We start from the raw sequence: 24,921 nt of genomic DNA on the forward strand, positions 1-24,921 counted from the left end.
GCCTATCGCCGGAATTCGAGGACCGAGCGCCCGTCGAGCGCGTAGACCGCGCCGCTGCGCGCGGCCACCAGGCGGTCGGGCGCGTACTTCAACTGCTCGGCTACCACGTTGCACACCAGCGTCCCGCTCGGGTCGAAGAGCCGCAGGTACACGTCGCCCTCTGAGGCGCCGATGTAGATGCCGTCTTGCCCGTCCACCGCCATCGAGCGCACATAGTCCAGCGCCGCGGCGGCGCTCTTGGCCCACTCGGTGTCCACCGAGCCATCGGGCTTCACCTTCACCACGGGCCCGCTCGACCGACGCACGTAGAGGTTCCCCTGGCGGTCCATGCCGGCATCCTCGGGCCGGCTGGTACCGGGCAGTTCCACGGTTCGGGCCACCGTGCCGTCGGCCTTGAGTTCCACCACAAACTTATCGCCGCAGAGGGCGAAGAGCGTGCCCGCCTGGCGGTTGAGGACCAGGTTGTTCAGGTCGCCGGGCAGAGGGGGGCTGAGCTTGGCCTTGGGTTCCACCTGGTCGCCGCCCCAGGTTTCGTCGAAGACCCACACCTGGTCTTTGCCGCCTTCACGCACGCCGAGGAAGAGCGCGCCGAGGCCATCGGCCACCACCGCCTTGATGTCGGCGCTGGGCGCCAGCTTGAGCGGATAGCCGGGGCGGCTGTTGGCCTCGGCCACGCGCAACTCATTGCTGCTGCCGGGAGCCATCATGCCCATGCCGCCTCGGGGGGAGGTGGTGTAGTAGACCCGGCCGCTGGCGCCCACGGCCAGCTTCTCGGCAGAGTCGGCGAGCTGGTAGGAGCCCGTCAAACGCGGCGGCCCGCCCTCGCGCGAGGCCCCGCACCCGCACCAGACCGCGGCGGCCGCGGCGGCCGCCGCCACGCGGACCCAACGATGCACCATCTCGTCCTCCTGAAGCAACAGAACTCGGTGACTGGGGAGATCACTAGACTATTTAACCCGCTCGGGTGCGGAAGTCAAGCCGCTGGCCGCCGCGCGCTGCCGCAGAGCCTCATAGAGGAGGATGCTGGCAGCGGCGGCGGCGTTGAGCGACTCGGCCCCCCCGGGCATTGGGATCGCCACACGGTCGGTAGCCTCGGCGCGCACGGCTCCGCTGGCCCCGTGCGCCTCGCTGCCGATGACCAGGGCCGTGGGACCACACAGATCGGCGGCCCAGCAGGGCTTCGCCGCTCTCGGGTCGGCCAGAACGACCCGCACGGCGGCCTCGCGCAGGCGCCGCAGCAGGCCCGCCAGGCTGTGAGTGAAGAGCGCGGGCGCGGCGAAGAGCGCACCCGCCGAGGCCCGCACGGCCTTGGGGTTGAAGCGGTCGCAGCAGCCGGGTCCCAGCACCACGCAGGCGGCCCCCGCCGCGTGGGCCGCCCGGAGCGCGCTGCCCACATTGCCGGGGTCGCTCACTCCCTCGAGGGCCAGCGCCAGCAGGCCGGGCGTGGCCACCGGCTCGGGCGCATCGGGCAGCAGCTCGGCCAGGGCCACCACGCCTTGCGGCTCCTCGGTGGCCGCCAGGCGGGCGAGCAGGGCGTCCGGTACCGACCAGACGGGCCACGGCGAGGCGGCGAGGCGGGCGGCCAGAACCGCATGGCCCTCCGCGAAGGCAGGCGTGCAGAATGCCTCGCGAAGGGGTGCTCCGGCCTCCAGCGCTGCCTCGAGCAGGTGGGGCCCCTCGACGAGGAAGAGCCCTTCCTTCTCTCGCGCGCGCCGCTGGTGCAACTTGCGCGCCAGCTTCACGCGAGGATTGCTGTCGCTCGTCAGCGGCCGGGATTCCATCATAGCTCCCAGGGTTGTGCCACGCATGGTAGACCACTGGGCGGGGGCCGTCAAGCTCGATGGATGGTGAGGGGCGTGGAGTAGCCACAAATAGCTTTTCGAGCAACTGCGCGAAGAATCCTGCGTCCAACACGGCGGTTAGAAGCAGCCCAACGCCAAGTGCTTCGGGCAGCGGCCACCGTCATGAGTTCCGAAACCATTGGCGGACCACTGGCGGCTTTGCATACCGGTGGGTGGCGGGGGATGGGACGGATGGGACCCAAGGGGGAGCAGATAGGGTGCTCATTCGGTGCCCAACCTCCCGCGGGTTGCCGACCCGCGGGAGGCTGCGGACCGGAGGTTGGGGCCTCAGGCGCGTGGCAGCCACACGGTCATCGCGCCGGGCTCGCGATTGTCCCACAGGCAATAGGGGATCGCCCTGAACTTCGCGGGGCGGAGGGAGAGGGCGCTGGCGGGCTGGTAGAGCTTGCCGCGCCAGCCGGCCTGGGTGGGCGCAAGGCCGACGCCCTCGATGACGACCACGCCGCCGAGCAGCTTCTTGTCGAAGCGGGCGGTGAGCCTGGCCCTGTCGGGCAGCAGCAGCGAGCGCACGGGCGCCGAGTTGTCGGCCTGCTCGAGGCAGTAGACGATCGGGCCGCGGCGGAGGGCGACCTTGCCGGCGTCCTCCGCCACGCGCGGGTGGGCGACCACGCGTTCGACCGGCATGGCGAGCGAGAGCTCCACGCGGTCGCCGTTGGCCCACGTGCGGCTGATCTTCGCGTAGCCCTTGGCCATCTTGTGCGCGACCGTCTTGCCGTTGACCTTGAGCAGGTGCTTGCGGCACCAGCCGGGGATGCGGAGGAAGAGGTCGAACTCCGAGGGCTGGGCGACCGAGACGGTGAGCCTAACGTCGCCGTTCCAGGGGTAGCCAGTTTCCTGGGTGAGGGTGACCGTGGCACAACCTCCCGAAGGTATTGAAACCTTCGGGAGGGGGGTGGTGGCGGAGCCGGCGACGTAGAGGTGGACGTAGAGGGAGTCGGGCGCCGCCGAGTAGACGTAGCTGCCGAGCGAGGCGACGAGGCGGGCGAGGTTGGGCGGGCAGCAGGCACACCCAAACCACTCCTGGCGATGGTGGCCGCCGTTCGAGGCGAGGGGGTTGACGTAGAAGAACTTCGTGCCCGCGAGGTTCACGCCGGAAATGACGCCGTTGTAGAGGGCCTGTTCCATCACGTCGGCGTACTTCGCGTCGGCCTCGATCTGGAGCATGCGGTGGGCGAAGAAGACGAGGCCGATGGCGGCGCAGGTTTCGGCGTAGGCGGATTCGTTGGGCAGCTCATAGTCGCCGGTGAACTTCTCGCCCCAGTGGGAGGAGCCGACGCCGCCGGTGAGGAACATCTTGCGTTCGGCGGCGCTGGCCCAGAGTTTCCTGCACGCGGCAAGGAGGGCTTCGTCACCCGTCTCTGCCGCTACGTCGGCCATGCCGGAGTAGAGGTACATGGCGCGGACGGCGTGGCCGACCGCCTCGTCCTGCTCGCGGACGGGTTTGTGGGCCTGGTTGTACTCGTAGGTGCGTGCCCAGTATTTCTTAGGGTCGTCGCCGCGGGCGACGGCTTCCTCGTCGTAGTAGTGGGGCTGCTGGCCGCGCTGGTCAATGAAGTACTTGCTCAGACTGAGATAGCGCTCGTCGCCCGTGGCGTGGAAGAGTTTGATGAGGGCGAGCTCAATCTCCTCGTGGCCCGGGTAGCCCTTCTTCTTGTCGGGCTCAGGGCCAAAAGTGCGGGCGATGTGATCGGCGTAGCGACACAGGGCGTCGAGCAGCACGCGGGAGCCGGTGGCCTGGAAGTGGGCGACGGCGCCCTCGATGAGGTGGCCGGCGCAGTAGAGTTCGTGCTGGTCGCGGAGGTTGGTCCAGCGCTTCGTGGGTTCGACGACGGTGAAGTGGCAGTTCAGATAGCCGTCGGGCTGCTGGGCGCTGGCGATGAGGGCCGCCGTGTCGTCCACGAGCTTCCGAAGCTCGGGGTCGGGGTGGGTGGCGAGGCTGTAGCTGGCAGCCTCGACCCACTTGGCCACGTCGGAATCCCAGAAGATGTGCGGCTCGTTGGGCATGCCGGGCTTCCAGTCGAGCTTGAAGGCGTCGAGGCGCCCGGTGTCTTTGCATTGCTGGTACTGGTGGCGGATGCCGACGGTGCGGTTGGTCTCCTGGCGGGGGGCCCAGAAAGTGTCGGCGATTGTCACATTGGCTAGCTCGAGCGGCTTCAGTCGTCGGCACGGTGCGGGCATGGTCGGTCTCCGCGGGGTGAAGGGGGGCGGGTCACTTGGGGAACAGGGCATCGGCCTTGGCCAGGAGGCGCTTGGCGCGCTCGCGCTCGAGGCGGAAGTCGGCGGCCCATTCGGGGTCGGCCGGCTCCCTCTCGGCAAGGGCGAGGCGAAGCTGGGCGATGAAGGTCTCCTTGTCGCGTGCGGGAATAGCATAGTCGGTGGCGTAGAGGATGCGGGTGTAGAGGATGTGGGGGGCTAGGCGGACGGCCTGGTCGAGGTGGAGGCGCGCCTTGGCGAAGTTGCGCCGGCGGGCGTAGTAGGCGCCCCACATGCGGTCAATCGAGCCGGGGGCGATCTCGGCGTGCAGCGTCGTCGCGCGGTCCATGGCCGCGAGCAGGCGGCCCATGTGGACGAGCTGGGTGACGAGGTCGCGGTGGGCGAGCCAGCGGCCGAAGTGGGCGACCCACCAGATGAGGGCGGAACCATGCTCGGCGTCCACTCGGGCGATGGCGGCCGTCGTGAGGTCGGCGCGGTCGCCCAGGGTCGCGGCCACGTCGGGTTGAAGCCGCAGGGCGCCGAGCGCCACGTGGGCGGCCTCGGCGAACACGGTGTCCTGGGCGGCGGGGTCGTCCTCGAGGAAGTAGTCGGCCAGCAGAAACGAGGCCCGGCACACGCGGTGGCAGAGGGTCACGGAGGGCGCGCGATCAAATTGCTGCCGATAGAGGGCGAGGGCGGTGCGGAGGTGAGTCGCCTCCTCGCGGCGCGCCCAATGCCAATCGGCGTCGTGCTCGGAGGCCGACGCGGTGGCGACCTGGCGCGCGGGCCGCGGCAGTGTGCGGCATGCCGTGACAGCGGAGAGGCCGGCAAGTGCCGCGACGAGTTGGGCTCTACGCCAAGGCGAGGGCATGGGCGCTCCTACGGCGTGTCGGTCACGATCAGTTCCTTCACCGGGGTACCGTCGCTCCAGTTGCCCATGAAGCGTTGCTCGGGGGTGTTGCCGAGGGCGTATTCCCTGTTCTTGCCGAAGAAGGCGAAGTCGGTGAGGGCGTCGAACAGCTTCCAGTAGGCGTAGTAGTCGAGGGCATTGCAGCCCTGGCCCATGAGAAGCGGCGCGGGGTTCACGGGGGCGCAGGGGCTGATGTGGTCGGCGATCAGGGGGGGCCGGCCGTGGCGGTCGGACCGCACGATCACGTAGTCCTTGCGGTCGGGAGGAATGTGCGGCACGCTGCGGAAGATACCCTTGGCCGTCTCGTCGCCCACCACGCGGTCTTCGTCGCCCACGACGACGAGCCAGAGCGTCTCCTTGGGCACCTTGGCGGCGTCGGCGGGGGGGAAGAATGGCGAGTCGTTGCCGCGCAGGCCGCGGCCCGGCTGCACGATCATCACGGCCCGGGGCACGGGCAGGTTCTCGGCGGCGGCGAGGGCGGCCATGTCGGCCGAGATCGCTCCGCCCGCCGAGTGGCCGGCGATGGCGAATCGCTCGATGTCGGGCGCCACGTGGCCGGGCCGCTTCAACTCGGCGAGGGCGGACTTGACGGCGCCGACGGCATTGCGGGCGAACTCCCAGGCGGGCGTGAGGGCGTGGGCCTGGTAGCGCGGGAACACCACGAGGTTGCCCCGCCGCACGAGGTGATGCAACCAGCCGCGATAGATCATCGGGTCCATTGCCAGCCAACCGTGGCTGAAGACGATGAGGGGCGCGGACTTCGGGCTGGGCTCGGCCGGCTCGAGCAGCCAGTATTGTGCGACGCCCTGGCCGTAGACGTTGGTGACGACCCTGGCGTGGGGGTAGTCGGCCCCGCCCGGCCCGGCCGCCGGCTGCTCCGGCGGCTTGGGCGCCTGGGCAGCCAGGGCGGCGGAGGCGAGCACGGCGATGAGCGGGCAGCGGGCGGTGTTCATGGCAGACGAAAGGGTACAAGCAAGGAAGGGCAGAGTCAAGGAAGCATCGGATGCGCGTCGCCCGACCTTGATTTGGCAGGGGAGTGGGCGTAGAATGTTGCACGTGGGCAGGGGCCGCCTGACGGCGCCTGCCTTTGCATTGCGGAGATGCCTGTGCCCGAGCAGTCGGTGAAATGCCCGCGCTGCGGCCAGAGGGTCGCCGTGCCCACGACGGGCGAGAAGGTGCTCTGCCCGGGCTGCGGGCAGAAGTTCCGCTTCGAGGCCCCCCGCCCTGCCGCCCCGCCGCCGTTGCCGCCCGGCCCCGCGCCGCCCCAGGACGAACTGGATCTCGAAGACACGCCGCCCCCACAAGGCACGCGCGAGGTGCGATGCCCCGAGTGCGGGAAGGGCGTGCAAGTGCCGGTGAACGGCGAGAAGGCCTTCTGCGGCTGCGGGCGGAAGTTCCGCTTCGAGGCCCCTGCGGAGAAGGCGGCGGCGTCGCCGGGCGTCACGCCGCCCCCGCTGGCGCCGCCCGAGACCAAGCCCACGCAGCCTCCGCCACTCGCCGCTGTGTCGAGCGACGAGGCGCCCACGCCGCCGCCCGAGACGCCGCCCGTGGCGGTGAACGAGGTCACATGCCCGCGCTGCAACGGCCGGGTGAAGGTGCCGCTCTCGGGCGAGAAGGTGCGCTGCCCGGGCTGCGGGCAGAAGTTTCGCCTCGACGTCACCGTGCCTCTCCCGCGCCCCGCGCCCCCGGACCTGCCCGGCATCGCTTCGCCGGGCGCCGTGCTGGCGGCAGCCACCGCCGCGGCAGCGTGCCCGGCGCCCGAGCCGCCCAGGCCTTCCGCAACGCCTCCGACGCCGGAGGCAGCGGGCGAGCTCCGCGTACTGTGGCCGGCGGTGCGTCGGGCCATCCACGAAGCCTACGAGAGCGGGCGCGTGACCGACGACGCTCGCGTGAGCTTCCGAGAGAAGGCCGACCGCGTGGCTACGCTGGCCAACGGCTTGCTCGGCCCGCCGGGACCGGCGAGCAGCGTGGGGCACGTCTTCATCACTTCGGTGCTGCCGGAGCTGACGCTCGACGAAACGTTCCGCCTGTCGCTCGAGGACTACCGCCACCTGGACGAGTCGCTGGACGACGTGCAGCGGGTGCTCGACGAGCGGCTGGCGAAGGCGGCGCCCGCGCCGGCCGCGGTGGTGCTGCCGAAGCCGGTGCTAGTGGGCGCGCCAGGCGAGGCCGCTGCGCCGCCCGCGCCCCGCCGTCGCAAGGGCCTCTCGACGTTCGAGGCTGTCGCGGCGGTGGTGTCGGTGGCCGCGCTGGCAGCCGTGGTGGTCTTCTTCCCCGAGATACAGGAGTTCGCCCACAAACTCCAGGGCGGCATCCAGCCGGCGCCGAAGATCGAGCCGCCGCCCGACCCGGGCACGGCGAACGCCATCCCACCGTTCCCGGAGCCGCCGAAAACCGGCACGAAGACCGGCCGCCCGACGCGGGTCCGAACGCCCGCATCTCCGAAAGCCGCCACCGGCCTGGCGGTGCACATTCCCGAGTTCAGGCAGCCTGAGTCGCCCAAGGTGCAGACCTCGATCGTCGTGGTGCCGCCCGAGAAGGTTGAGCCTCCGGAGCCGAAGGAAGAGCCTGAGCCGCCGGTGCCGAAGGACGTTCCAGAGCCGCCGACGCCGGAATCGCCCTGGGCGAGGCTGGGGCCCGGCGCGCACCGCCTGTTCAACGGCACCGACCTGAAGGACTGGGTTCAGGCGGGCGCCTGGGAGGTGCGTAACGGCTGCCTGGTCGGCCGGGCCGCGGTGGGGCCGGTGGCGTCGGCGGTGGCCGGCAGCCCCGAGTGGGCCGACTACACGCTGCGCGCCCGCTGCCGCATTGTGCGGGCCGACCGCGTGACGCGCGAGGGCGAGTACTACCTGCTTATTGTGCGGTACCAGGACCCCGGCAACTTCTATTGCGTGCGCTTCCCGATCGAGGGGATCTACGAGATCGGCTACTACCGCAACGGCGCGTTCCGCGAGATTGGCCGCGCGCGGCACGGGCTCGGCTCCCGATTCAACCAGTGGCACGAGATTGAGGTGGGCATCCGCGGCGATCAGCTCAGCGTGGTGATTGACAACATCCGCACCGGCGCGCCGCCCTGGTCACTGCGGGGCCTTGACCGCGGGCCGGCGGGCGTGGGCGTCACCGGCGGACAGGCCGAGTTCGACAACATCCGCATCCGCGTCGAACGCTGAGCGCCCCCTGCGATGGCGGCAAGGCGAAAACGCGCTTGACAGCCCGCGGGGCGGTAGGGTACAACCATCCCACGCAACCAGGCGCCCCCGTTCACTCGCTAGGAGAAGCGGCGATGAGTTGGACGCTGTATGGGCAGTTGAGTCTGATGATGTTTCTGGAGTTCGCCGTCTGGGGCGCCTGGGCGCCCGTGCTGGCCGCTTACCTGCTCGGGGACCTGAAATTCAGCGGCAAACAGACGGGCTGGGTGTATGCGATGCTGTGGTTGGCGTGCATCGTGTCGCCCTTCATCGGCGGGCAGCTAGCCGATCGGTATCTGGAGACCCAGTGGTTCCTGGCCGCGGTGAGCATCCTGGGCGGCCTCGTGCTGCTGGTGGCGGCGCGGCAGCGCAAGTTCGGCGGGCTGGTGGGGCTGATGGCGCTTTACAGCCTCCTGTATGCGCCGACACTGCCGCTTGTCTTCTCGCTGATGATGCGACACGCCTCGGCCGAATATGTCGGCACGATTCGCGTGTGGGGCACCATCGGCTGGATCGTCGCCGGTTTCATCCTCGCCTTCTGGCGGCGGATGCGCGCCGAGCCGAAGAAGACTTCGGACGCCCTGACCCTCGCCGGCATCCTGTCGCTGCTGATGGGGGTCTCGTGCGTGTTCCTGCCGCATACGCCGCCGGCCAAGTCTTCGGACCCGTTGGCCTTCCTCAAGGCCTTCGACCTGCTCAAGGACCCGCAGTTCCTGGTCTTTCTGATCATCTCGTTCGTGGTGACCACCGAGCTGCAATTCTACTACGTGCCCACCGCCCAGTATCTGGAAGACATCGGCATCAAGAACAAGAACGTACCGGCCGTGATGACCGTGGCGCAGATGGCTGAAATCCTGGCGATGGTGCTGGCGCTCGGCTGGGCCGTGACCCACTTCGGCTACCAGTGGACGCTGGCCATCGGAGTCATCGCGTGGCCGGCCCGCTACGTGATCTTCGCCCTGATGAAGCCCGTGTGGCTCGTGGTCGCGTCGCTCTCGTTCCACGGTATCGGCTACACCTTCTTCTTCACGGCGGGGCAGATGTACGTGGACAGTGTGGCTCCGCCCGACATCAAGGCATCGGCTCAGGCCCTCATCACCGTGGCCACGCTGGGCCTCGGCAACTTCCTCGGCACGCAGTTCACGGGCGTGATCATGGACTTCTTCAAGGAGGAGGGGAAGTTCCGCTGGCGCCCGATCTTCCTGGTGCCGTGCATCCTGACTGTGGCGTGCGCGATCGCCTTCCTGGCGCTGTTCAAAGGGTAGGTTGAGCGGCAGAACGGCATGCGGATCGGGCCGAGCTTGTCCCTGGGCAGGCTCGACCCGTGCATGAGAGGGGGGTAGGAAGTGGGGCGCTCTTTCGCGCGAAAGAGCCATACTTCACACAACCTATACCGCGCCGTGTGCCCGGAACATGCTCAAGTTGGTGGAGGCGAAAGGCGGACGCAAGGGGGGCGCCCAGAATTGCCGGCAGGTGGCGAAGGCGTCAGCATTAGGGAGGATGTGTGGCTCTTTCGCGCGAAAGAGCACATCCCCTGCCTCATCCCTTCTCTTTCCCAATCGCCTCGGCGCGCGACCTGTCCGGCTCCACTTCCTCAACTAGATTTCTCATGGCACCCAGCCATGCCAACGCTGCACCGTGCAGGGCACCGGCGGGTGGGCAAAGATGATAGACCGTCCTACCTCGCTCCGTGTGCGACTCAACCACCCCACGGGCGCCAAGATACTGCAAGTGTCTCGACACACGTTTGGCGGGACACCCAAGCGTCCTCGCCAGTGTGCCAACACTGAGCGGCGATTGCGCCAGCAGGAAAAGAACCCGCAAGCGCGTGCCGTCCCCAAACATCCGAAGAAGCCTCGCGACTTCTCTGGCGCGCATGGTCTCCCCCTTAGCAGGGCGCCCGTGCTCCGAACCCCCGTGCCCAGGCCGGGCTCATACCTCAAAAACCCCGGAGCCCTCGACTGGTACACACGGCTCGATCTGCGGTTCGCGGCCAGCCGGCTCGTAGTAAGAGCGGGTCATCGTCTCGCGCAGGCGCTCGGTCGCCTCGTCGCGGCAGAGCACCATGATGCAACCGCCGAGGCCCGCGCCAGCGAGTTGCGCGCCCAGCACGCCCTCCACGCCGAGCGCAATGTCCACCATCGAGTCCAGCTCGGGCGTCGAGCAGGCGTAGCTGCCGGGCACTAGCATCAGAGGCGCTTCGCCCCGCTCGCAGGCGCGGATGAGGCGGTCGAACTCCCCTTCGGGCAGATCAAGCGGCAACGGCTGGCGACGGCCCGCGGCGTCGAGCCGGCTCACGCGGTCGCCGTCGTGTGACACCGTCATCAGGCGGCCGAAGCCGCCCACGTCGCCTTGCTCCAGGAGTTGGACGCAGTGGCGGCTTCTCAGACACTCGGCAATGCCGAAGAGGGAGACGCCGCGCACGCGATAGCCGTCGGCCGGGTCGTTGTGGCTGAGGAAGAGGGTCTCGAGCCTCGCCGTGTCCTGGCCCGCGAGCTGCCGGAGCATCTCGGCACGGCTGATGCGCTCGGGGAGGGCCTGAACGAGGCGCAGGATGTCGGCCTCCGAGCACTCGAGCGTGGCAGGGCTCACGTCGCGCAGGTACTCGATGCGGGCGGCCTTGTCGGGGAGGAGTTTGCGCAGGAACAGGCAGCCGGCCTCGTAGGCGGCGATGCACTGGTTGAAGATGTCGCGGGCGTTGGCCGCCTTCTTGGCCTGGATGCCTGAGGCGCACACCACCACACGATGGCCCTCGGGGAAGGGCACGATGCTCTCGACCTCGAAGGGGTAGAAGCGCACGTGGGCGATGGCGCCGCGGCGCGAGAGCTTGATAGCCGCGTGGTCGCCCGAGCCGCCGCGGGTGCCCACGAACCACTCGCCCTCGCCGCACAGGTTGACGAACTGCTGGGGGTTGACGGGGAGGGCGTTGAGTTCGACGATGGCCTCGGCGGCGGCCACGACCATGGCCGACGACGAGCTGAGCCCCGCGCCCATCGGGATGTTGCCGCTGGCCATGACGTTCATGCCGTGGATGCGGCGGTTGCGGAACTTCTCCTGGAGGCGCAGGGCGGCGGCCTTGATGTAGTTGGCCCAGTCGCCCCCCGCCTCGCGCACCATGCGCATCACCTTGTCGGAGTTGATCGTCGAGAGCCAGTCCTCCCAGTCGAGATTGGCCACTTCCTCGCCGATGTTGAAGGTGCGGAACTTGAACTGCTGGAAGTCGCGGTTGTGGAGCGCCACGTTGTTGTCCCGGCGCTCTTCGACGACCATCAGGACCTCCTTGTTGATGGCCACGAGGTTGTTGTGGCCGCCGCGGTGGTCCACGTGCCGGCCCATCAGGTTCACGCGCCCCGGCGAGCGGATAAGGAGGACGCGGCTCTCGAGGCCATAGACGCGGGCGAACTCCAGCAGGGTGTCGCGATAGGCGCGGCGGCGCTCCTCGTGGAGGGCGGGGTCGCTGCCGTAGACTTCGGCGAAGCGCCTGGCCAGGCGCGGGTCGTCGCCGTCGAGGAGCTTCAGCCACTCCTCCACGGTGCGGCGGGGACGCGGCGCGGCCTCGTGCAGCTCGATGCCCCTGGCGAGGGCCTCCTGCCGCCGCAGATAGTCCTCGATGTCGAGCAACTCCTCGGGGTTGTTGAAGGCCAGCACCCAGTTCGGGTCGTCCACATCCACTGTGATCAGCTTGTAGCGCAGCGTGCCGTCAGCGTTGCGCGCATTGGCCAGCACGGCTACGGCGTCGGTGAGGTATTCCTCCTTCTGCGCGTTGTCGGCAGTGATCTGGCGGAGCGCGTCATAGAGGGCGCGGGCTTTGAACATGTAGACCGACACGTTGACCTTCGAGGCCGTCTCCTCGAGCTGGTCGGCGGAGAGGACGGTTTGCGAGCCATCGGTTTCGCGGATCACGAACCGGGTGTCCTCGGGGCGGATGAGGGCGCGGAGGGCGGGCAGGGGCGTGTCGGGCTCGGCCTCCAGGCGGGCCAGCAACTCGCCGAACATCAGACGCGCCTTGTCGGGCCGAGGTTCGGCCTCGTGCAGGAGGCGGAGGAAGTAGCCGTTCGAGAGGTCGGGCGACGCCTCCTTCTCGCGGAGGATGCGGCCGAGAACGCGGGCGCGGGCGATGTCGCGGGCCTCCACGGTGCCGTAGAGCGAGCCGTCGCGGCGCAGCACGATGCGGCCGCTATCGCCCCAGCGCGACTTCGGCGCCACAGTCACCGCCAGATCGGCGTTCCGCTCGTGGAACTCGCGCACCAGCTTGCGGATCGCCCGCGGGTCTATCACCTTGTCGCCGGCGACTACCAGTACGTCGCCCTGGTAGTACTGGTGCTCCAGCAGGTGGGCCGCCTGCTTGGCCGCGTTGCCCGTGCCGAGGGGATTGAGCTGGTAGACGAAGTCCACGCCGCTCGGATGCTCGCGCAGCACCTCGGCGGCCACCTGTTCGCCCAGGACGCCCACGACGATGACGTGGCGGCGGACGCCGCACTGCTCGTAGACCTCGATGGCGCGGTTGATGGCCGCGCGGCCGGCTACGGGGAAGCAGACCTTATGTTTATCCCGCGACCGCATGCGCGTGCCGCGTCCGCCGCAGAGGATGACGGACACGGGGCCGGCCGGGTCCACGGCGGCCGAGGGCTCGGGGAACGAGCGAATCGTCTCGAGCGCCGCGGCCAGCCGCTCATACAACGCCCTCGCCTCGGGCGGCGGCGTGGCCCCTTGGCGCAGGACCACCCGTTGCCCCGCGCGGTCAATCTCCACCACGCCCTGCCGCCAGAGCTCCAGCGCCCGCTCGTGAATCTCGGGCGAGAACCGTTCGACGAAGTCGAGTACCTCGCGCATACCGTGCCCCCGTCAAGCCGTGCGACCGTGGAGGAATCGCCACGTATTCTAGCCGGCTCAGCCCGGCCCAGTCAATCACACAAAGAGCTTGACCCACCTATCGCCCGGGCTACAATGGCGCGAGGGAGATACCTGGTCGAAGGAGGCCGCATGAAGCCCGTGCGCATCGGCATCGTAGGGCTGGGCTGGTGGGCGTGCGAGACGCATATCCCGAACCTGCTCAGGGTGGAGGGCGCCCAGGTTGCTGCGCTGTGCAGCCGCTCGCCGGCGAGCATCGAGCGCGGCCGCAAGGCCCTCGCGGGCCGCGCCCCCGAGCCGCTCGTTTTCGACGACTACGAGAGGCTCCTCGGGTCCGACGCGGTGGACGCCGTGGTGATCTCGACCCCGAACCACCTGCACGCTCCGATGGCGCTGGCTGCCCTGTGGGCGGGCAAACACGTGCTCGTCGAAAAGCCGCTGGGCCTCGACCCCGCCGAATGCCAGCCCATCGTGGCCGAGGCCGCCGAGCGCCGGCTCACCGTTCAGGTGGGCGTCGAGCTGCGCTACTCCGAGATGGCGCAAACGCTTCGCCGTCTCATCCGCCAGGGCGCCATCGGGGAGCCCGCCCTGCTCCGCACCGACATCTGGCGCCAGTGGGGCGCCCCGGGCTCGTGGCGCGTGGATGTGGCCCAGAGCGGCGGACTCTTCCACGAGCTGGGCGTTCACTACATTGATCTCTTGTGTTTCCTCGCGGGCAAGCCGCTCCAGTGGGTCGCCGCGACCGGCGGGGCGAAGGCCACGGGGCGCGACCTCGACTACGCGATCACGACCCTCGGCTTCGAGGGCGGCGCCGTGGCGGCCTTCGGCATGTGCCTCTTCGCCGCCGGCGCACGCGACGAGATCGCCGTCGAGGCCATCGGCACCGAAGGGCGGCTCGCGGGCGACATCATCGGCGGCAAGGTCGCCCTCTGGCGCGGGCGGGGCGAGCCGCAGGAGTACACGCTGAAGCGCGCCGCCGACAAGGTGTTCGGTTTCCCCGGCTCGCTCGAGAGCGTCGCGTCGTTCGTCGAGTGCGTGCGCACGGGCGGGGCGCCTTCGGCCGATGCCCAGGTCGGCGCCGACCTGTGCCGCATCTGCGAGGCGGCCCGCCACTCCATCGCCGCAGGCGGAGAGAAGATGAAGACCTGAAGAAGACAACCACGGATTGCACGGATCACACGGATCAGAACCACTGACAGGAGACCCACCATGCTGACGTTCGCTTTCTCCATCCGTGTCCATCCGTGTCCCTCCGTGGTGGTCCTCCTGCTGCTTTCTCTGTGTTCTCCGTGTCTCAGTGGCGAACCCTCTTCCAGGGGCACAAAGATGAAAGCCGGCTTCGCCGAACGCGACATCACACCCGCCGAAGGCATGGAACGTCCCGGTGGCTACGGCAAGGCGTTCCACAAGGGCCCCGCCCACGACCCGTGCAAGGTGCGGGCCGCTGTGTTCGACGACGGGACGACCCGTGTCGCCCTCGTGGGCATTGACGTGTTGGCTGTGCCCCGCAAGCTTGTCGTGGAGGCCCGCGACGGCATCGCCAAGCAGTGCGGCATCCGGCCCGAGGCCGTGATGATCGGCGCGTCGCACACCCACTCGGGCGGCCCCACCTGCATGGTGCAGCCCGGCGAGTTCGACCACGCCTCCGACCTCGTGAAGAAGCTGGCCTACGGGATGTCCTCCTGCGCCGACGCCAAGTACCTGGAGCTTGTGAAGAAGGCGCTCATCGAGGCGGTCGTCGAGGCTGACCAGCGGCGAGTCGAAGTCAGGGCCTGTGTCGGCTCGGGCCGCGCCGAGGGCGTGGCTTTCAATCGCCGCCAGCGGATGAAGAACGGCCTCACCTACTCCCACGCCGGCAAAGGCAACCCCGACATTCTCGGCTACGCGGGGCCGACCGACCCCGAGGTCGGCGTCATCGGCGCCTGGGACCTCAAGGAGCAGTTCCTCGGCTGCGTCGTCAACTTCGCCTGCCACGGCACCGCGGGCGTGGCCGGCACCTCGGCCGACTGGATTTACTACCTCGAACGCACCATCCGAGGCGTCATGGGCCAGGACGCCATCGTCGTCTTTCTCAACGGCGCCTGCGGCGACGTGACGCAGGTGGATAATCTCAGCCCTTACACCGGCGAGTTCGGCGAGCGGGCCGGCATCAAGATCGGCCAGACCGTCGGCGCGGAGGCCCTCAAAGTGCTGGCCAACGCCATGCCCGGCGACATCGGCCCCACCGCCGCCAAGACCGACGTCCTCCGCATCCCCCGCCGCAAGCCCTCCCCCGACAAGGTCAAGGCCGCCCTCGAGACCGTCGCCAAAGACCCGAAAGAGGTCGGCCACACGGTTTGGACCTTCGCCAAGGAGACCGTACTCCTCGACGCCCTGCTCCAGAAGGAGCCGGTCGCCGAAGTCGAGGTCCAGGCCATCCAGGTCGGGCCCGTTGTCTTCCTGGCCAACCCCGCCGAGTTCTTCTGCCAGCTTGGGCTGGACATCAAGAAGGGCAGCCCGTTTCCCCTCACGTGCCCCGTCGAGCTGGCGAACGGCTGTGTCGGGTACGTGCCCACCGAGGAAGCATTGGGCGATCACGGCGGCGGCTACGAGACGCGGCTGACCGCCTACAGCAACCTCGAGCCCAGAGGCGGCCCCACGATCGTCGCCGCCTGCATCGCCCTCGCCAAGACCCTCACCCCCGGCTCGGTCCCCGAGCCGCCCAAGGCCCCGCCCTTCAAGAAGGGCTGGGAATACGGCACCGTGCCGCCGGAAACCGAATGAGGAGTGGGCAGTCCATGCGCGATCCCTTGGTCGGGTTTGACTGGCCAATGCTGTACGACCGTTACGACGGGATGTGCAAGGGCTTTGATTCATGCTCGCCGCACCTGCGCGCGGTGGCGCCGCACGTGCGCTCAGACCGCTTTCTCTACTACCATCTCATCGGCCAGAACCGTTCCTTGCAAGGCAGACCGCGGCATGTGGCCGTGGGAGACTACGAGGCCATGTTGTACTGGAAACTCTATTCGCAACCGGCCGCTCGCCGTCTGCTCGCCAGGATTGGCGCCGATGGTGATCAGATAGCATGCCGTCTAGACGGCCTCGTCAAGGAGTTGCCTGCCTCGATGGAACGCGATCTGGCAGGGGTGGTCGAGACGATGCGGGTCATTGACCGATTCCGCATACTCGGCATGGGATCCCGTGCCGCCCTCCCAGTGCGCATAACATCCCTGCATTTCCTGTATCCGAGTGTTGTGCCGATCTTCGACCAGATGGTGCTGAAAGCAGTTGGCGCGTGGCAGAAGGGGGCGAACCAGGAACTCGCCGTCCTGAAGGAGTACATCCCGTTCGCGTGGCAACTGGCCGATCAGCACGCAAGACACCTCGCCGGCTTCGCCGAGCCCCCTGTGCCTCTGGTAGACATGGCGTTGTGGGCGGGGAGGGGGAAGGGCCTGAGAGCTGCTTGACTTCGCGCCGGCGCTGGCCTGACACGCGAGGGATTCCGGCCTCAGCGGAGGAGGAATTGGCGGCCTGTAGCCTGTCGCCGGGAAGGGGGTGAGCCATTTCTGTAGGTAGTTTCCGTTGCGGACTCTCGTAGCGACAAGCGTCCCGCTTGTCGAACGGATGAAGCGAGCCGCAAGCGGGACGCTCGCGGCTACCTTTGCACCGGGCCTTCCCCTACTCCGGTCCGGCCTGCCCCCTCGCCGGGAAGATCCGCTGGATATTGGGGGCGAAGTCCGCTAAACTTGTGGGGAATGCGGAGGGCCGCTGCCCGAAACGTGGATCGGAGGAACTGGCATGCGCACGATCGGACGAGTGGCGAAGTGGTCGTTGGTGATGGCCCTTCTGGCCGTTCCGGCCGCCGGCGGCGAGGAGCCCGGGAGGAAAGACGAAGCCGTGCCGAAGCTGGACGGGGTGTGGACGGGCTTCACCGTGGAAGGCAAGGGCGAGACGCCTGACCGCGGGCCCGTGCACCTGAAGCTGACGATCAAGGGCGACCACGTGGACGCCGAACGCCTCGATGGCCAGAAGCTGCCGATGGACGAAGGCACCGTGAAGCTCACGCCCGGCAAGCCGATGCAGATGGACGGCACGTCGGTGAACCAGCGGGGCCGCGCCCAGACCTTCCTGGGCATCGCCGAGCTGACTGGCGACACCCTCAAGTGGTGTGTCTCCACGCCCAACAACCCGCGGCCCACCGAGTTCGAGACCAAGCGCCCGAGCTTCCTCGTCATCCTCAAGCGCCAGAAGCCGTAGGAGGCGACCACCTGCTCCTCGACGTGAGTCGGTACGAGGCCGATCGCAGGGAGCGCTGGGAACGGCTGCGCATCGCGGCCGAGTTCCGCGAGCCGGACCGCGTGCCCGTGTGCTTCGGCATCGGCGGCAGCTACTACTGCTGGCTCTTCGGCACCCGCATCCACGAGTATTACGCCACGCCCGAACTCCAGCCCGAGGTGCAGCTCAAGGGCATCGAGTGGGAGTACGAGACGCTGCGGGCCGACAGTTCGACGGCAACGGGCCTCCGTTGCGACATTGGGCCGCTCGCCGAGGCCATCGTGTTCGGGGCCGACATTGCGCGGCCCGAGGACACCTCGCCGCGCATCGAGCACATGGTTCACGACGCCCGCGACCTCGAGCGGCTGCGGCACATCGAGCCGCGGCGGAACCCGCGGCTGAAGGACTTCTTCCGCCGTCACGAGCGGTTCAACGCCGCGGCGCGCAAACTGGGCGCGAAGCTCGCCCTCAGCGACAAGCCCACGCTGGGCATCCACCCGCCGCTGTCGTGCGCCTGCGCGCTGATGAGCCCCACAAGAGTCTACGAGATGATGTACACGGAGCCAGACCTGTTGCACCGGTTCCTGGACAAGTGCTGGGACGCCTACTGCGCCTACTCGGACTATTTCGACCGCCTCTACGGGCGTCCGCGGAAGCGCCAGAGTGTGGGCCTGGCCGACGACAACATCTCGCAGATTTCGCCCGAGATGTTTCGCCGCTTCGAAATGCCCTACTACCTCAAGCTCCGCGAGCGGCACCAGGCCGAGGGCTTCAGCCTCCACACCGACGGGCCAAACGACCAGCACTTCAAGCTCCTCGCCGACGAGGTGAAGCTGACCTCGATGGACATCGGCGGCTACAGCCGGCTCGAGAACGCGGTCCGCGACATGAAGGGCAAGGTGGTCATCTACGGCGGGCTGAGGTGCTGGGACTTCTACTCCCCGGGCAAGATGACGGCGGAGACGCGACGTAAGGCCATAGATGCCATGCGTTTAGCCGCTCCCGGCGGCGGGTTCCATCTGGCCATCGGCGGCGAAACCTATGTGGGAGTCTCGCCCGAGGGCATCTGCGACCTCGTCCGCTTCGTCAAGAGGTGGGCAAGGTACCCCATTGCCATCCCTGACGATGCGGACTGAGATGCCGAGTTCCCCGGCGACGAGTCGCCCACTTGGCCGTGCCGCGAGAAAAATCGTGAAGATTAATCACCTTTAATTCTGGGTTAACAGCGGGTTAAGAATGCTCTGGTATACTACGGGTGGTTGGAAGAAGGCCCTTACAGGGCGACGGTCATCGGGTCGGTGGCCGGGAGAAAAGTCGGGCAGCAGACCCGGCTTTTCTCATGTAGGGCTGGAATACCCCGCTCAAGATGCCCGGTTCCCCACGGGCGCTTAAGCGGGCGCGGCTCGGGTGCAGCGACGCACAAACCCCTACCCGCTGCACGAGACGACTACCCCGTCCCCAACATTTTGTGTTGACAGGTGGCTTGCCGCCGGTTAGAATCCGCGCCAGGCAGTGCCACCCACTCGGAGGTTTGTCATGAGTCGTGGCGACATCATGATGACGGGCAAACGACGCTCGGGCTGGGGCTACGTGGTCTTCGTCTTGCTCGTCTTCGTGGTCCTCTATCTGGCGCGCGAGACGTTTTTCCGCCGCACGCAAGCGCCGCCGCCTCCCGCGAGCATGGCGACCGTGGGCGATGCCGTTCAGAAGGCCTACAACGGACTGAGAGACAGCTTCCGCGAGAAGGTGCTGCTCGGCGAGTTCGCCGGCATGTTCCACAGAATGGCCGACCCCGACTGTGGCGGCGAGCTGCCCGAGATACGCCTGGCCACGGTGACCGACGGCACAGGCCCCGAACTGCCCGTGGCCCGATACCGGGTGGAGTACCCAAACAACGGCGCCAAGGCCGAGTACCACTTCGCGCGTATTGACGGCATCTGGCAGCTCCAGTCGTTCACCCGCATTCCCACCGAGTTGCCGGGCGGGCTGAAGCCCGACGTTGCGGGCAACCCTGGCGGGCAGAGTTCCGTTCCACAGCCGACCAGCAAAGTTCCAGGCGGGGCGACGCCAGCGGAGGGCATCGGCACGCAGAGTCCCACGCCCGCCGGCATTCATCCGCCGACGCCGTGCGACTACATCATTCAGCCGGGCGACACGCTGAGCGCGATTTCGCTGCACTTCTACGGCACCACGCGCTACTGGCGCCGCGTGATGGAGGCCAACCCGGGCCTCAACGAGCGCAATCTGCGCGTCGGGCGCAAGATCCGCGTCCCCTCCAACCCCGAGGCCGCGGCACCGGCGCCTAAGGAGGAAGCGGATACTGACCCGCGGCCGGCGACCGCGACGCCGTGATTACCGCCGGATGCTCAGGCGGTTCCTCCCTTTGCTGACGCTGACCCGCTCGATGGTGACGACGCCCCACTTGTCGGCGATGGCATCGCCCGTCTGAATCTCCGTGCCATCAGCGATCGATCTATTCGCCCAGTGGAGCTTCGCGCCCGGCCTGGGCTGGAAGTTGCGGCAGTGGCGCGGGGTGACATCCACCGTGCACACCTGCCGCGGCGCGTCGCCGACGAGGTAGAGCGTCATCTCCCAACGGCCCGCCTCGTCCACCGCGTCCTTGTCGTCCCACAGCAGGTAACCGTTGATCTGGCCGCAGGGGTCGCCATCGGCGGGGTCGCCGTTGCCGGGATTGTTGTCGAGCGAGCAGTTGGAGAAGGCGGGCAGCGGGATGTCCCATCGCATGGCGGCAAAACGCTCGTTCATCTCGGGCGGGAGGGCGTGAGCGCGGCCCTGCTCGGAGCCCCAGCTTGCGACAAAGGTCTGCCGCGCATCGAGCAGCGCGCGCCAGCCGCGCGGGTCGTCCTGCCAGCCGAACTCGCTGGTGTGGCCGCTGTCCTTGCCCACGGCCGAGATGCAGATGAGGAACGGGATATCGCGCGCGGGGTGCTTCTTGAGCCAGTGGCCGATGAAGAAGACCTCCCAGGCGTCGTCGCCGTCGGCGGTCTTCACCTCGCCCTTGGGGCCGAGCAGCGTCGCAAGGCTGCCGCTGCCGGGCGCCCAGCGCGCGTCGTAGCTGGCCGTGTAGGCGCCGAAGGACATCTTGGCGAAGATCTCGGGATGCCGAAGCCCGAAGTGGAGCTGGCTGCCGTTGATCTTCGTGCGGTCTATGCTCCACTGGCCGAGCGCCCAGTTGATCATGTGGAGCATGTAGCGCTCGGAAAAGTAGTCCACCTTGCACTCCTCGAACGAGCGCAGGGTGCCGCGCCCCTCGTTGTAGCACAGGTCGGTGCCCCACGGGATGTGCTGCTCGACCATCAGGGTGACGGCGGTGCGCGAGGGTACGTTCATGTCGCCCCGCAGGTTGAAGCTGCCGCCCATCGAGGGGGCGTTGACGATCATCGGGCCGGGGCCTTGAAAGCCCTTCGGCACGCCCACGGTGACGTGCAGCGGCTCGTTCTGCTCGTGGTAGTAGGGCGGAGCGCACCAGTAGATATGCCACAGCTCGGGCGTCTCAGCCACGTAGTGGTCGCGCTGGATGAACTGGAGTACGGGCTTCGGCGGCGCGGGCGTCTCGTTCACCGGCTGGGCGAGGCTGTTGGCCGCGCCGACCTGCGCGGCGTTCTCGGTGCCCGCCAGCGCCGTGGTCACGGCGTAGAACCACGTTCCGGCCTTCTGCGGGGTGTAGACGTAGAGGGCCTCGCCCGGGGCCACGGCCTTGCCGGCCTCGATGCAGTAGGTCGGGATCAGGGAGTCGCCGATCTCGCGCTGGTCGAGGTACTCGCCCTTGAAGTCGATCTTCATCATCTTCTCGTCGTAGGCGCACAACGGCCGCGCCTCGCCGAGGAACTCGGCCTCGTGCAGGTTCGCGGCGGTGATGGCCTTCGTGTGGCGGTAGACGCGATAGGCCACGGCGGGCCGCTCCCTCACGCGCTGGAGCGGCTTGATGCCCTGGAAGCCGCTGGGCTGGTCGCGCAGGCCGAGGCCCTGAAGCTCGCGCAGGTCGCGGAGGCGGATCGCCGGCACGCGCGGCAGGCCGCTGGGGCAGACGCCCGGGCCGTCGGCCAGCTTGTCGCCCGCCTCGCTCCACTCGTCCACCCACACGACGCTCCCGGGCTTCGGACGGTAGTCGGGCACTTCTTTCCAGACAAGAAATGTCTGGCCATCGCGGTGAATGGCGCGCAGGTCGGTGACCTGCGGCGGCAGGTCCTTCGGGGTGCCTTCGTAGCGGATCTCGAGGTACGACTTCGGCGCGTCGAAGCGGTCGAAGCGCTCGATGGCGAAGCCCTGATTGGCCGCGGGCTCGGCGGCCCAGCGTCGGACCGCCTTGGTGGCGTCGAACGAGCAGTAGAGGGGCGGCTCGAGGGCAAGCGGCTTGCCGTGGGCCGTGATGCGGATCGGCTCGCGCGGCTGACCGCCTCCGCTCGTCGAACAGAAGAGCGACGCGTGGTGCACCTTCGCCTCCTTGGGGAGGGCGGCGAGGTCGAAGACGAGGCGGGGCGCCTGCTCCCCGCGGTCCACCTTCATCGTGCCGGGGTGGGTGCACGGGGTGCCCGCCCCGCCCCAGCGCTCGGAGACGAGTTCGGCGCGCGCCACTGTAGCCAGAGCGATGGCGAGGAGGAGGAGTCTCATGGGTTGGCCCTCCGGACGACGAGGCGGACGGCTGGCTGGGAGATGGGGACCTCCTGGAGCGTGAGGACGCCTTCTGCCGGCGTGGCCTGCCCCTTCTGGAGAACCGCGCCGCCGTCGGGCGCGCGGGCCTCCCAGTCGTACGGCTTGCCGGCCTCGACCTTGAACTTCTGGAGGCGGCGGAGCGTGATGTCGGCCTTCGCCCCCTTGTCGCGCCGCCCGACGTTGAGCACCGTAGCCTCGAAGCGGTCGGCCTCGTCCACCAGGTCGTCGGCGCGCCAGAGGAGTTCGCGATTGAAGTCGCCCATCTTGCCCCCGTCTATCATGTCGAGGGCCTCGCGGGTGCGGAAGGCGAGCATGGGGAGGTTGCGCCGCACGTCGAGGCGGACGTTGTTCTGGTAGGTGCCTGTGACCGAGACAGGGATGAGGCGCCCGCCGCCCCACTGGAACTCGGCGATGACGGGCCAGCCGCGTTCGAGCATCCGCCGGTAGAGGTCGCGCGTCTGCGCCGTGCCCGAGCTGGCGGTGAGGGTCACGAGCGGCAGCTCGGCGCTGGCGGGGAGTGCGGCGAGACGCTTGAGCAGGTCGTTCTCCTCCCACACGTTCGTGCCTTCGGGCGTCTTGAGCGCCCAGTCCACCTTGCCCCACACCCGCTCGAGTTCCTCGGCAGCCTGGCTCCAGCCGGCGTAGGCGGGCATGCCGTGGCCGGCGAGGACCAGGCTGAAGACCTCGGGGTAGCGCAGGCCGAGGTGGAGCGCGCCGCTGCCGCTCGCCCCGCCGCGCGAGCCGGTCACGAGGAGGCGATTGCGGTCCACCGGCCACTTTCGGCAGGCCCACTGGATGAAGGCGAGGAGGCGGAACTCCGTGAACGGCGCCACGTGGCCCTGCCGGAACGAGCGCAAGGTGCCGAGCGATTCGTGATAGCCGTACCACCACGACTTGATGGGGAAGTCGTGGGGCGAGACGACGATGCTGTCGCTCTCGATGCGGTACTGCGTGCGCCAGTACGAATGGCCGTCGCGGTGCAGACTCAACTCCAATGGCACAAGGTTCGTAGTGCGGCCTTCAGGCCGTATCTTCGCCTCCGCCAATCCCGTTGGCACGGCGACCGACCAGTTGTAGTATTGGTTCGGCAGGTGGGTCGCCATGGGGCGCGCCGCCCATTGCACGTAGTGGAGGCGTTTCTCGGCGTAGTTGAAGAGCGGCATCTTCGGCAACTCGCGCTGGAGCACGGGCTCGGGCGGAACCAGGCTTTCCTCGACCGGCCCTACCGATTCGACCTCGAGGGTGTTCTGAATGCCATCCACGCAGGTGAGGACGGTGTAGTAGGCCCGCGACTTGCTGCCCACGGGGGCGTTGGCGACCGGTGTGTGCACGTACAGCCCCGTGCCGCGGGGGAGGGGCGGGTCGCCGTCGCGGATGACCAGGCGGTCAATGGGGCAGTCGCGGCCGTAGTCGCCGTCGGGCGTCGCATCGCGGAACGGGTTCCACTGGCCGCACAGGAGCACGTCGCTGGTGGCGATGACGTGGTCAATCGGCCGCTCGATGTTGCGGCCGTTCGTGTTCCAGCACGAGAGCGGCTTCACGACGGCGAGAAGCTCGGCCCGCGGCAAGGTCTCCGCCGTGATCGGGCCGTCCTCGCTGCGATAGACGCAGTAGCGCACCTCGCGGTCGCGGTCGAGTCCGTCGAGCATGGCCTTCAGCTCGGCCCAGCGCACCTCGTCCTTCCCCACGCGGTCCTCGATCTCGTGCCAGGTGACGAAGGTCTGGCCCGCGCGGTGGAGGGCCTGGACCCCTTTGGCCTGGAGGGGCACCTTCTCGGGACGCCCCTCGTAGGCCACATCCAGGCAGGTGGCCGCGGCATTCCAGAGGGGGCAGACCTTCACGAAGAAGCCGCCGTTGGGCTTGCCGCTGGCCCAGGCACGCACGGCCTCGGTGGCGTCGAAGCGGTCGAACCACGGGGCGCGCAGCTCGAGGCGCCGTTCCGCCGCCGGCGGCTTCGCCCCCGAAGCGAACTCCGCCACCAGCGGGTAGACCTCGATGTCCACGAGGGCCTGCTCATCCGCGCCTGTGATCGCCGCGGTGCGGAAGAGGAGGAGGTCGGCGCGGTAAATGCGGGCGCCCTTGAGTGCCGAGAGGTCGAAGCGGGCGACCCCCTCGCCGCCCTCGACCGTAAGCAGCTCGAGTTCGGGCGGGGTCTTGGCCGCCGGCAGTTCGCGGGGCGCGGAGGCCCCGCCCGCGGGCGGGTCGCCGAAGAGGAGGACGCCGAAGCGGGCGGGCACGTGGCTGTCGCCGCTGAAGGTGGGCGACCAGGCCAGTTCCTCCCAGCGGCCGCGCGTGTAGCGGTTGCGGGTGAAGTTGGCGATCCAGCGCGTCGGCGGCTTGCCCTTGCCGACGAGGCGCTCGAAGGGGATGGCCGCCTCGACGGCCCAGAACTCCTTGCCCTTGCCCGCGGCCGCCGCGGCGCCCGAGTTCCACGAGCCGTCCTTCACCTGCCCGTCGTAGGTGCTGCCGAAGGCGGTGAAGCCGAAGTGGAAGTACGTGCCCGTGTCGGCCGCGCCGAGGAAGACCTCGACCGAGTCGTCGTTCCAGAAATCGCCGTCGTGGCCGCGGGGCGCGCCCTTGAGGCGGTCGAGGAAGGGCTCGTCGCACTTGATGGCGAGGTAGAGATGCGAGGCGTCGTGGAGCAGGCGGACCTCGGTGGGCACCGAGGCGGCGCTGCCGCCGTCGAGGGTGCTGGCGATAGCCAGCGGGTGGGCCTTGGCCCAGCAAGCGTCGTCGAGCTTGCCGTCAAGGACGGGTGCGGCGGGCGTCTCGGCGACATAGCCCGTTGGGGGCTTGGCGCGTTGCGCCTGCGCTCGTGCGGGCTCGCCCGCGGGCGGCCTGCCCCAGCGCCGCGTGGCCATCTGGGCCTGGGCGCCGCTGGCGAGAAGCCCGAGGAACAGGAGGACGAATGCGCGGCCCGCCCGCTTCGCTGTGTGCATGAGCCACCCCCTCTGTGCGCGCGGCCATGAGGTGCCATCGCCCGGCCACT

16 protein-coding genes are annotated in these 24,921 nt (G+C 68.7%); 8 read left to right on the forward strand and 8 right to left on the reverse strand.

Translation table 11 applies throughout. The features are described 5' to 3' along the window. Positions 1-2: 2 nt before the first annotated feature. The 5 genes from PLE19_05555 to PLE19_05575 form a co-directional block, all read right to left on the reverse strand. Positions 3-899: a hypothetical protein gene (locus PLE19_05555; protein ID HPD14393.1), complete on the reverse strand. Its 897-nt coding sequence runs from the start codon at positions 897-899 to the stop codon at positions 3-5. A gap of 48 nt (positions 900-947) precedes the next feature. Next, the gene (locus PLE19_05560; GenBank protein ID HPD14394.1) at positions 948-1,781 is read right to left on the reverse strand and encodes an RNA methyltransferase; all 834 of its coding nucleotides are present in this window, start codon (positions 1,779-1,781) and stop codon (positions 948-950) included. Between the two features lie 348 nt (positions 1,782-2,129). Further along, positions 2,130-4,040: a glycoside hydrolase family 127 protein gene (locus tag PLE19_05565; protein HPD14395.1), complete on the reverse strand. Its 1,911-nt coding sequence runs from the start codon at positions 4,038-4,040 to the stop codon at positions 2,130-2,132. A gap of 31 nt (positions 4,041-4,071) precedes the next feature. After that, a complete protein-coding gene (locus tag PLE19_05570; GenBank protein HPD14396.1) occupies positions 4,072-4,926 on the reverse strand; it encodes a TRAP transporter TatT component family protein in 855 nt (284 codons plus the stop codon). An 8-nt stretch (positions 4,927-4,934) separates the two neighbouring features. Further along, the gene (locus PLE19_05575) at positions 4,935-5,918 is read right to left on the reverse strand and encodes an alpha/beta hydrolase fold domain-containing protein (GenBank protein ID HPD14397.1); all 984 of its coding nucleotides are present in this window, start codon (positions 5,916-5,918) and stop codon (positions 4,935-4,937) included. A 153-nt stretch (positions 5,919-6,071) separates the two neighbouring features. Here PLE19_05575 and PLE19_05580 point away from each other — a divergent pair, with 153 nt between their 5' ends. Together PLE19_05580 and PLE19_05585 are read left to right on the forward strand one after the other, a co-directional pair. Then, positions 6,072-8,135: a DUF1080 domain-containing protein gene (locus PLE19_05580; GenBank protein HPD14398.1), complete on the forward strand. Its 2,064-nt coding sequence runs from the start codon at positions 6,072-6,074 to the stop codon at positions 8,133-8,135. Between the two features lie 113 nt (positions 8,136-8,248). After that, the gene (locus PLE19_05585; GenBank protein HPD14399.1) at positions 8,249-9,418 is read left to right on the forward strand and encodes an MFS transporter; all 1,170 of its coding nucleotides are present in this window, start codon (positions 8,249-8,251) and stop codon (positions 9,416-9,418) included. A gap of 667 nt (positions 9,419-10,085) precedes the next feature. On the opposite strand, the gene PLE19_05590 is transcribed toward PLE19_05585, so the two are convergent. Then, entirely contained in the window at positions 10,086-12,986 is a 2,901-nt protein-coding gene (locus tag PLE19_05590; GenBank protein HPD14400.1) for an NTP transferase domain-containing protein, read from the reverse strand. Positions 12,987-13,136: 150 nt separating this feature from the next. Here PLE19_05590 and PLE19_05595 point away from each other — a divergent pair, with 150 nt between their 5' ends. The 6 genes from PLE19_05595 to PLE19_05620 all read left to right on the forward strand — a co-directional run bounded on the left by PLE19_05595 (position 13,137) and on the right by PLE19_05620 (position 19,610). Next, the gene (locus PLE19_05595) at positions 13,137-14,153 is read left to right on the forward strand and encodes a Gfo/Idh/MocA family oxidoreductase (GenBank protein ID HPD14401.1); all 1,017 of its coding nucleotides are present in this window, start codon (positions 13,137-13,139) and stop codon (positions 14,151-14,153) included. Positions 14,154-14,330: 177 nt separating this feature from the next. Continuing rightward, a complete protein-coding gene (locus PLE19_05600; protein ID HPD14402.1) occupies positions 14,331-15,767 on the forward strand; it encodes a hypothetical protein in 1,437 nt (478 codons plus the stop codon). A 14-nt stretch (positions 15,768-15,781) separates the two neighbouring features. Beyond that, positions 15,782-16,450 carry a hypothetical protein gene (locus tag PLE19_05605; GenBank protein HPD14403.1) on the forward strand — a complete coding sequence of 223 codons (669 nt, stop codon included), beginning with the start codon at positions 15,782-15,784 and terminating at the stop codon, positions 16,448-16,450. Positions 16,451-16,781: 331 nt separating this feature from the next. Further along, positions 16,782-17,240 carry a TIGR03067 domain-containing protein gene (locus PLE19_05610; protein HPD14404.1) on the forward strand — a complete coding sequence of 153 codons (459 nt, stop codon included), beginning with the start codon at positions 16,782-16,784 and terminating at the stop codon, positions 17,238-17,240. Between the two features lie 23 nt (positions 17,241-17,263). After that, a complete protein-coding gene (locus tag PLE19_05615) occupies positions 17,264-18,394 on the forward strand; it encodes a uroporphyrinogen decarboxylase family protein (GenBank protein ID HPD14405.1) in 1,131 nt (376 codons plus the stop codon). Positions 18,395-18,794: 400 nt separating this feature from the next. Continuing rightward, on the forward strand, positions 18,795-19,610 hold the full coding sequence (locus PLE19_05620; protein ID HPD14406.1) for a LysM peptidoglycan-binding domain-containing protein: 816 nt from the start codon (positions 18,795-18,797) through the stop codon (positions 19,608-19,610). Here the strand turns inward: PLE19_05620 and PLE19_05625 are convergent, their stop codons facing one another. Together PLE19_05625 and PLE19_05630 are read right to left on the reverse strand one after the other, a co-directional pair. Further along, positions 19,611-21,890, reverse strand: coding sequence for a hypothetical protein (locus PLE19_05625; GenBank protein HPD14407.1), 2,280 nt, complete (start codon positions 21,888-21,890; stop codon positions 19,611-19,613). Next, entirely contained in the window at positions 21,887-24,871 is a 2,985-nt protein-coding gene (locus PLE19_05630) for a sugar-binding protein (protein ID HPD14408.1), read from the reverse strand. The genes PLE19_05625 and PLE19_05630 overlap by 4 nt, the downstream gene beginning before the upstream one ends. Positions 24,872-24,921 lie beyond the last annotated feature (50 nt).

It is taken from the genome of Planctomycetota bacterium (assembly GCA_035384565.1).
GTDB lineage: Bacteria > Planctomycetota > PUPC01 > DSUN01 > DSUN01 > DAOOIT01.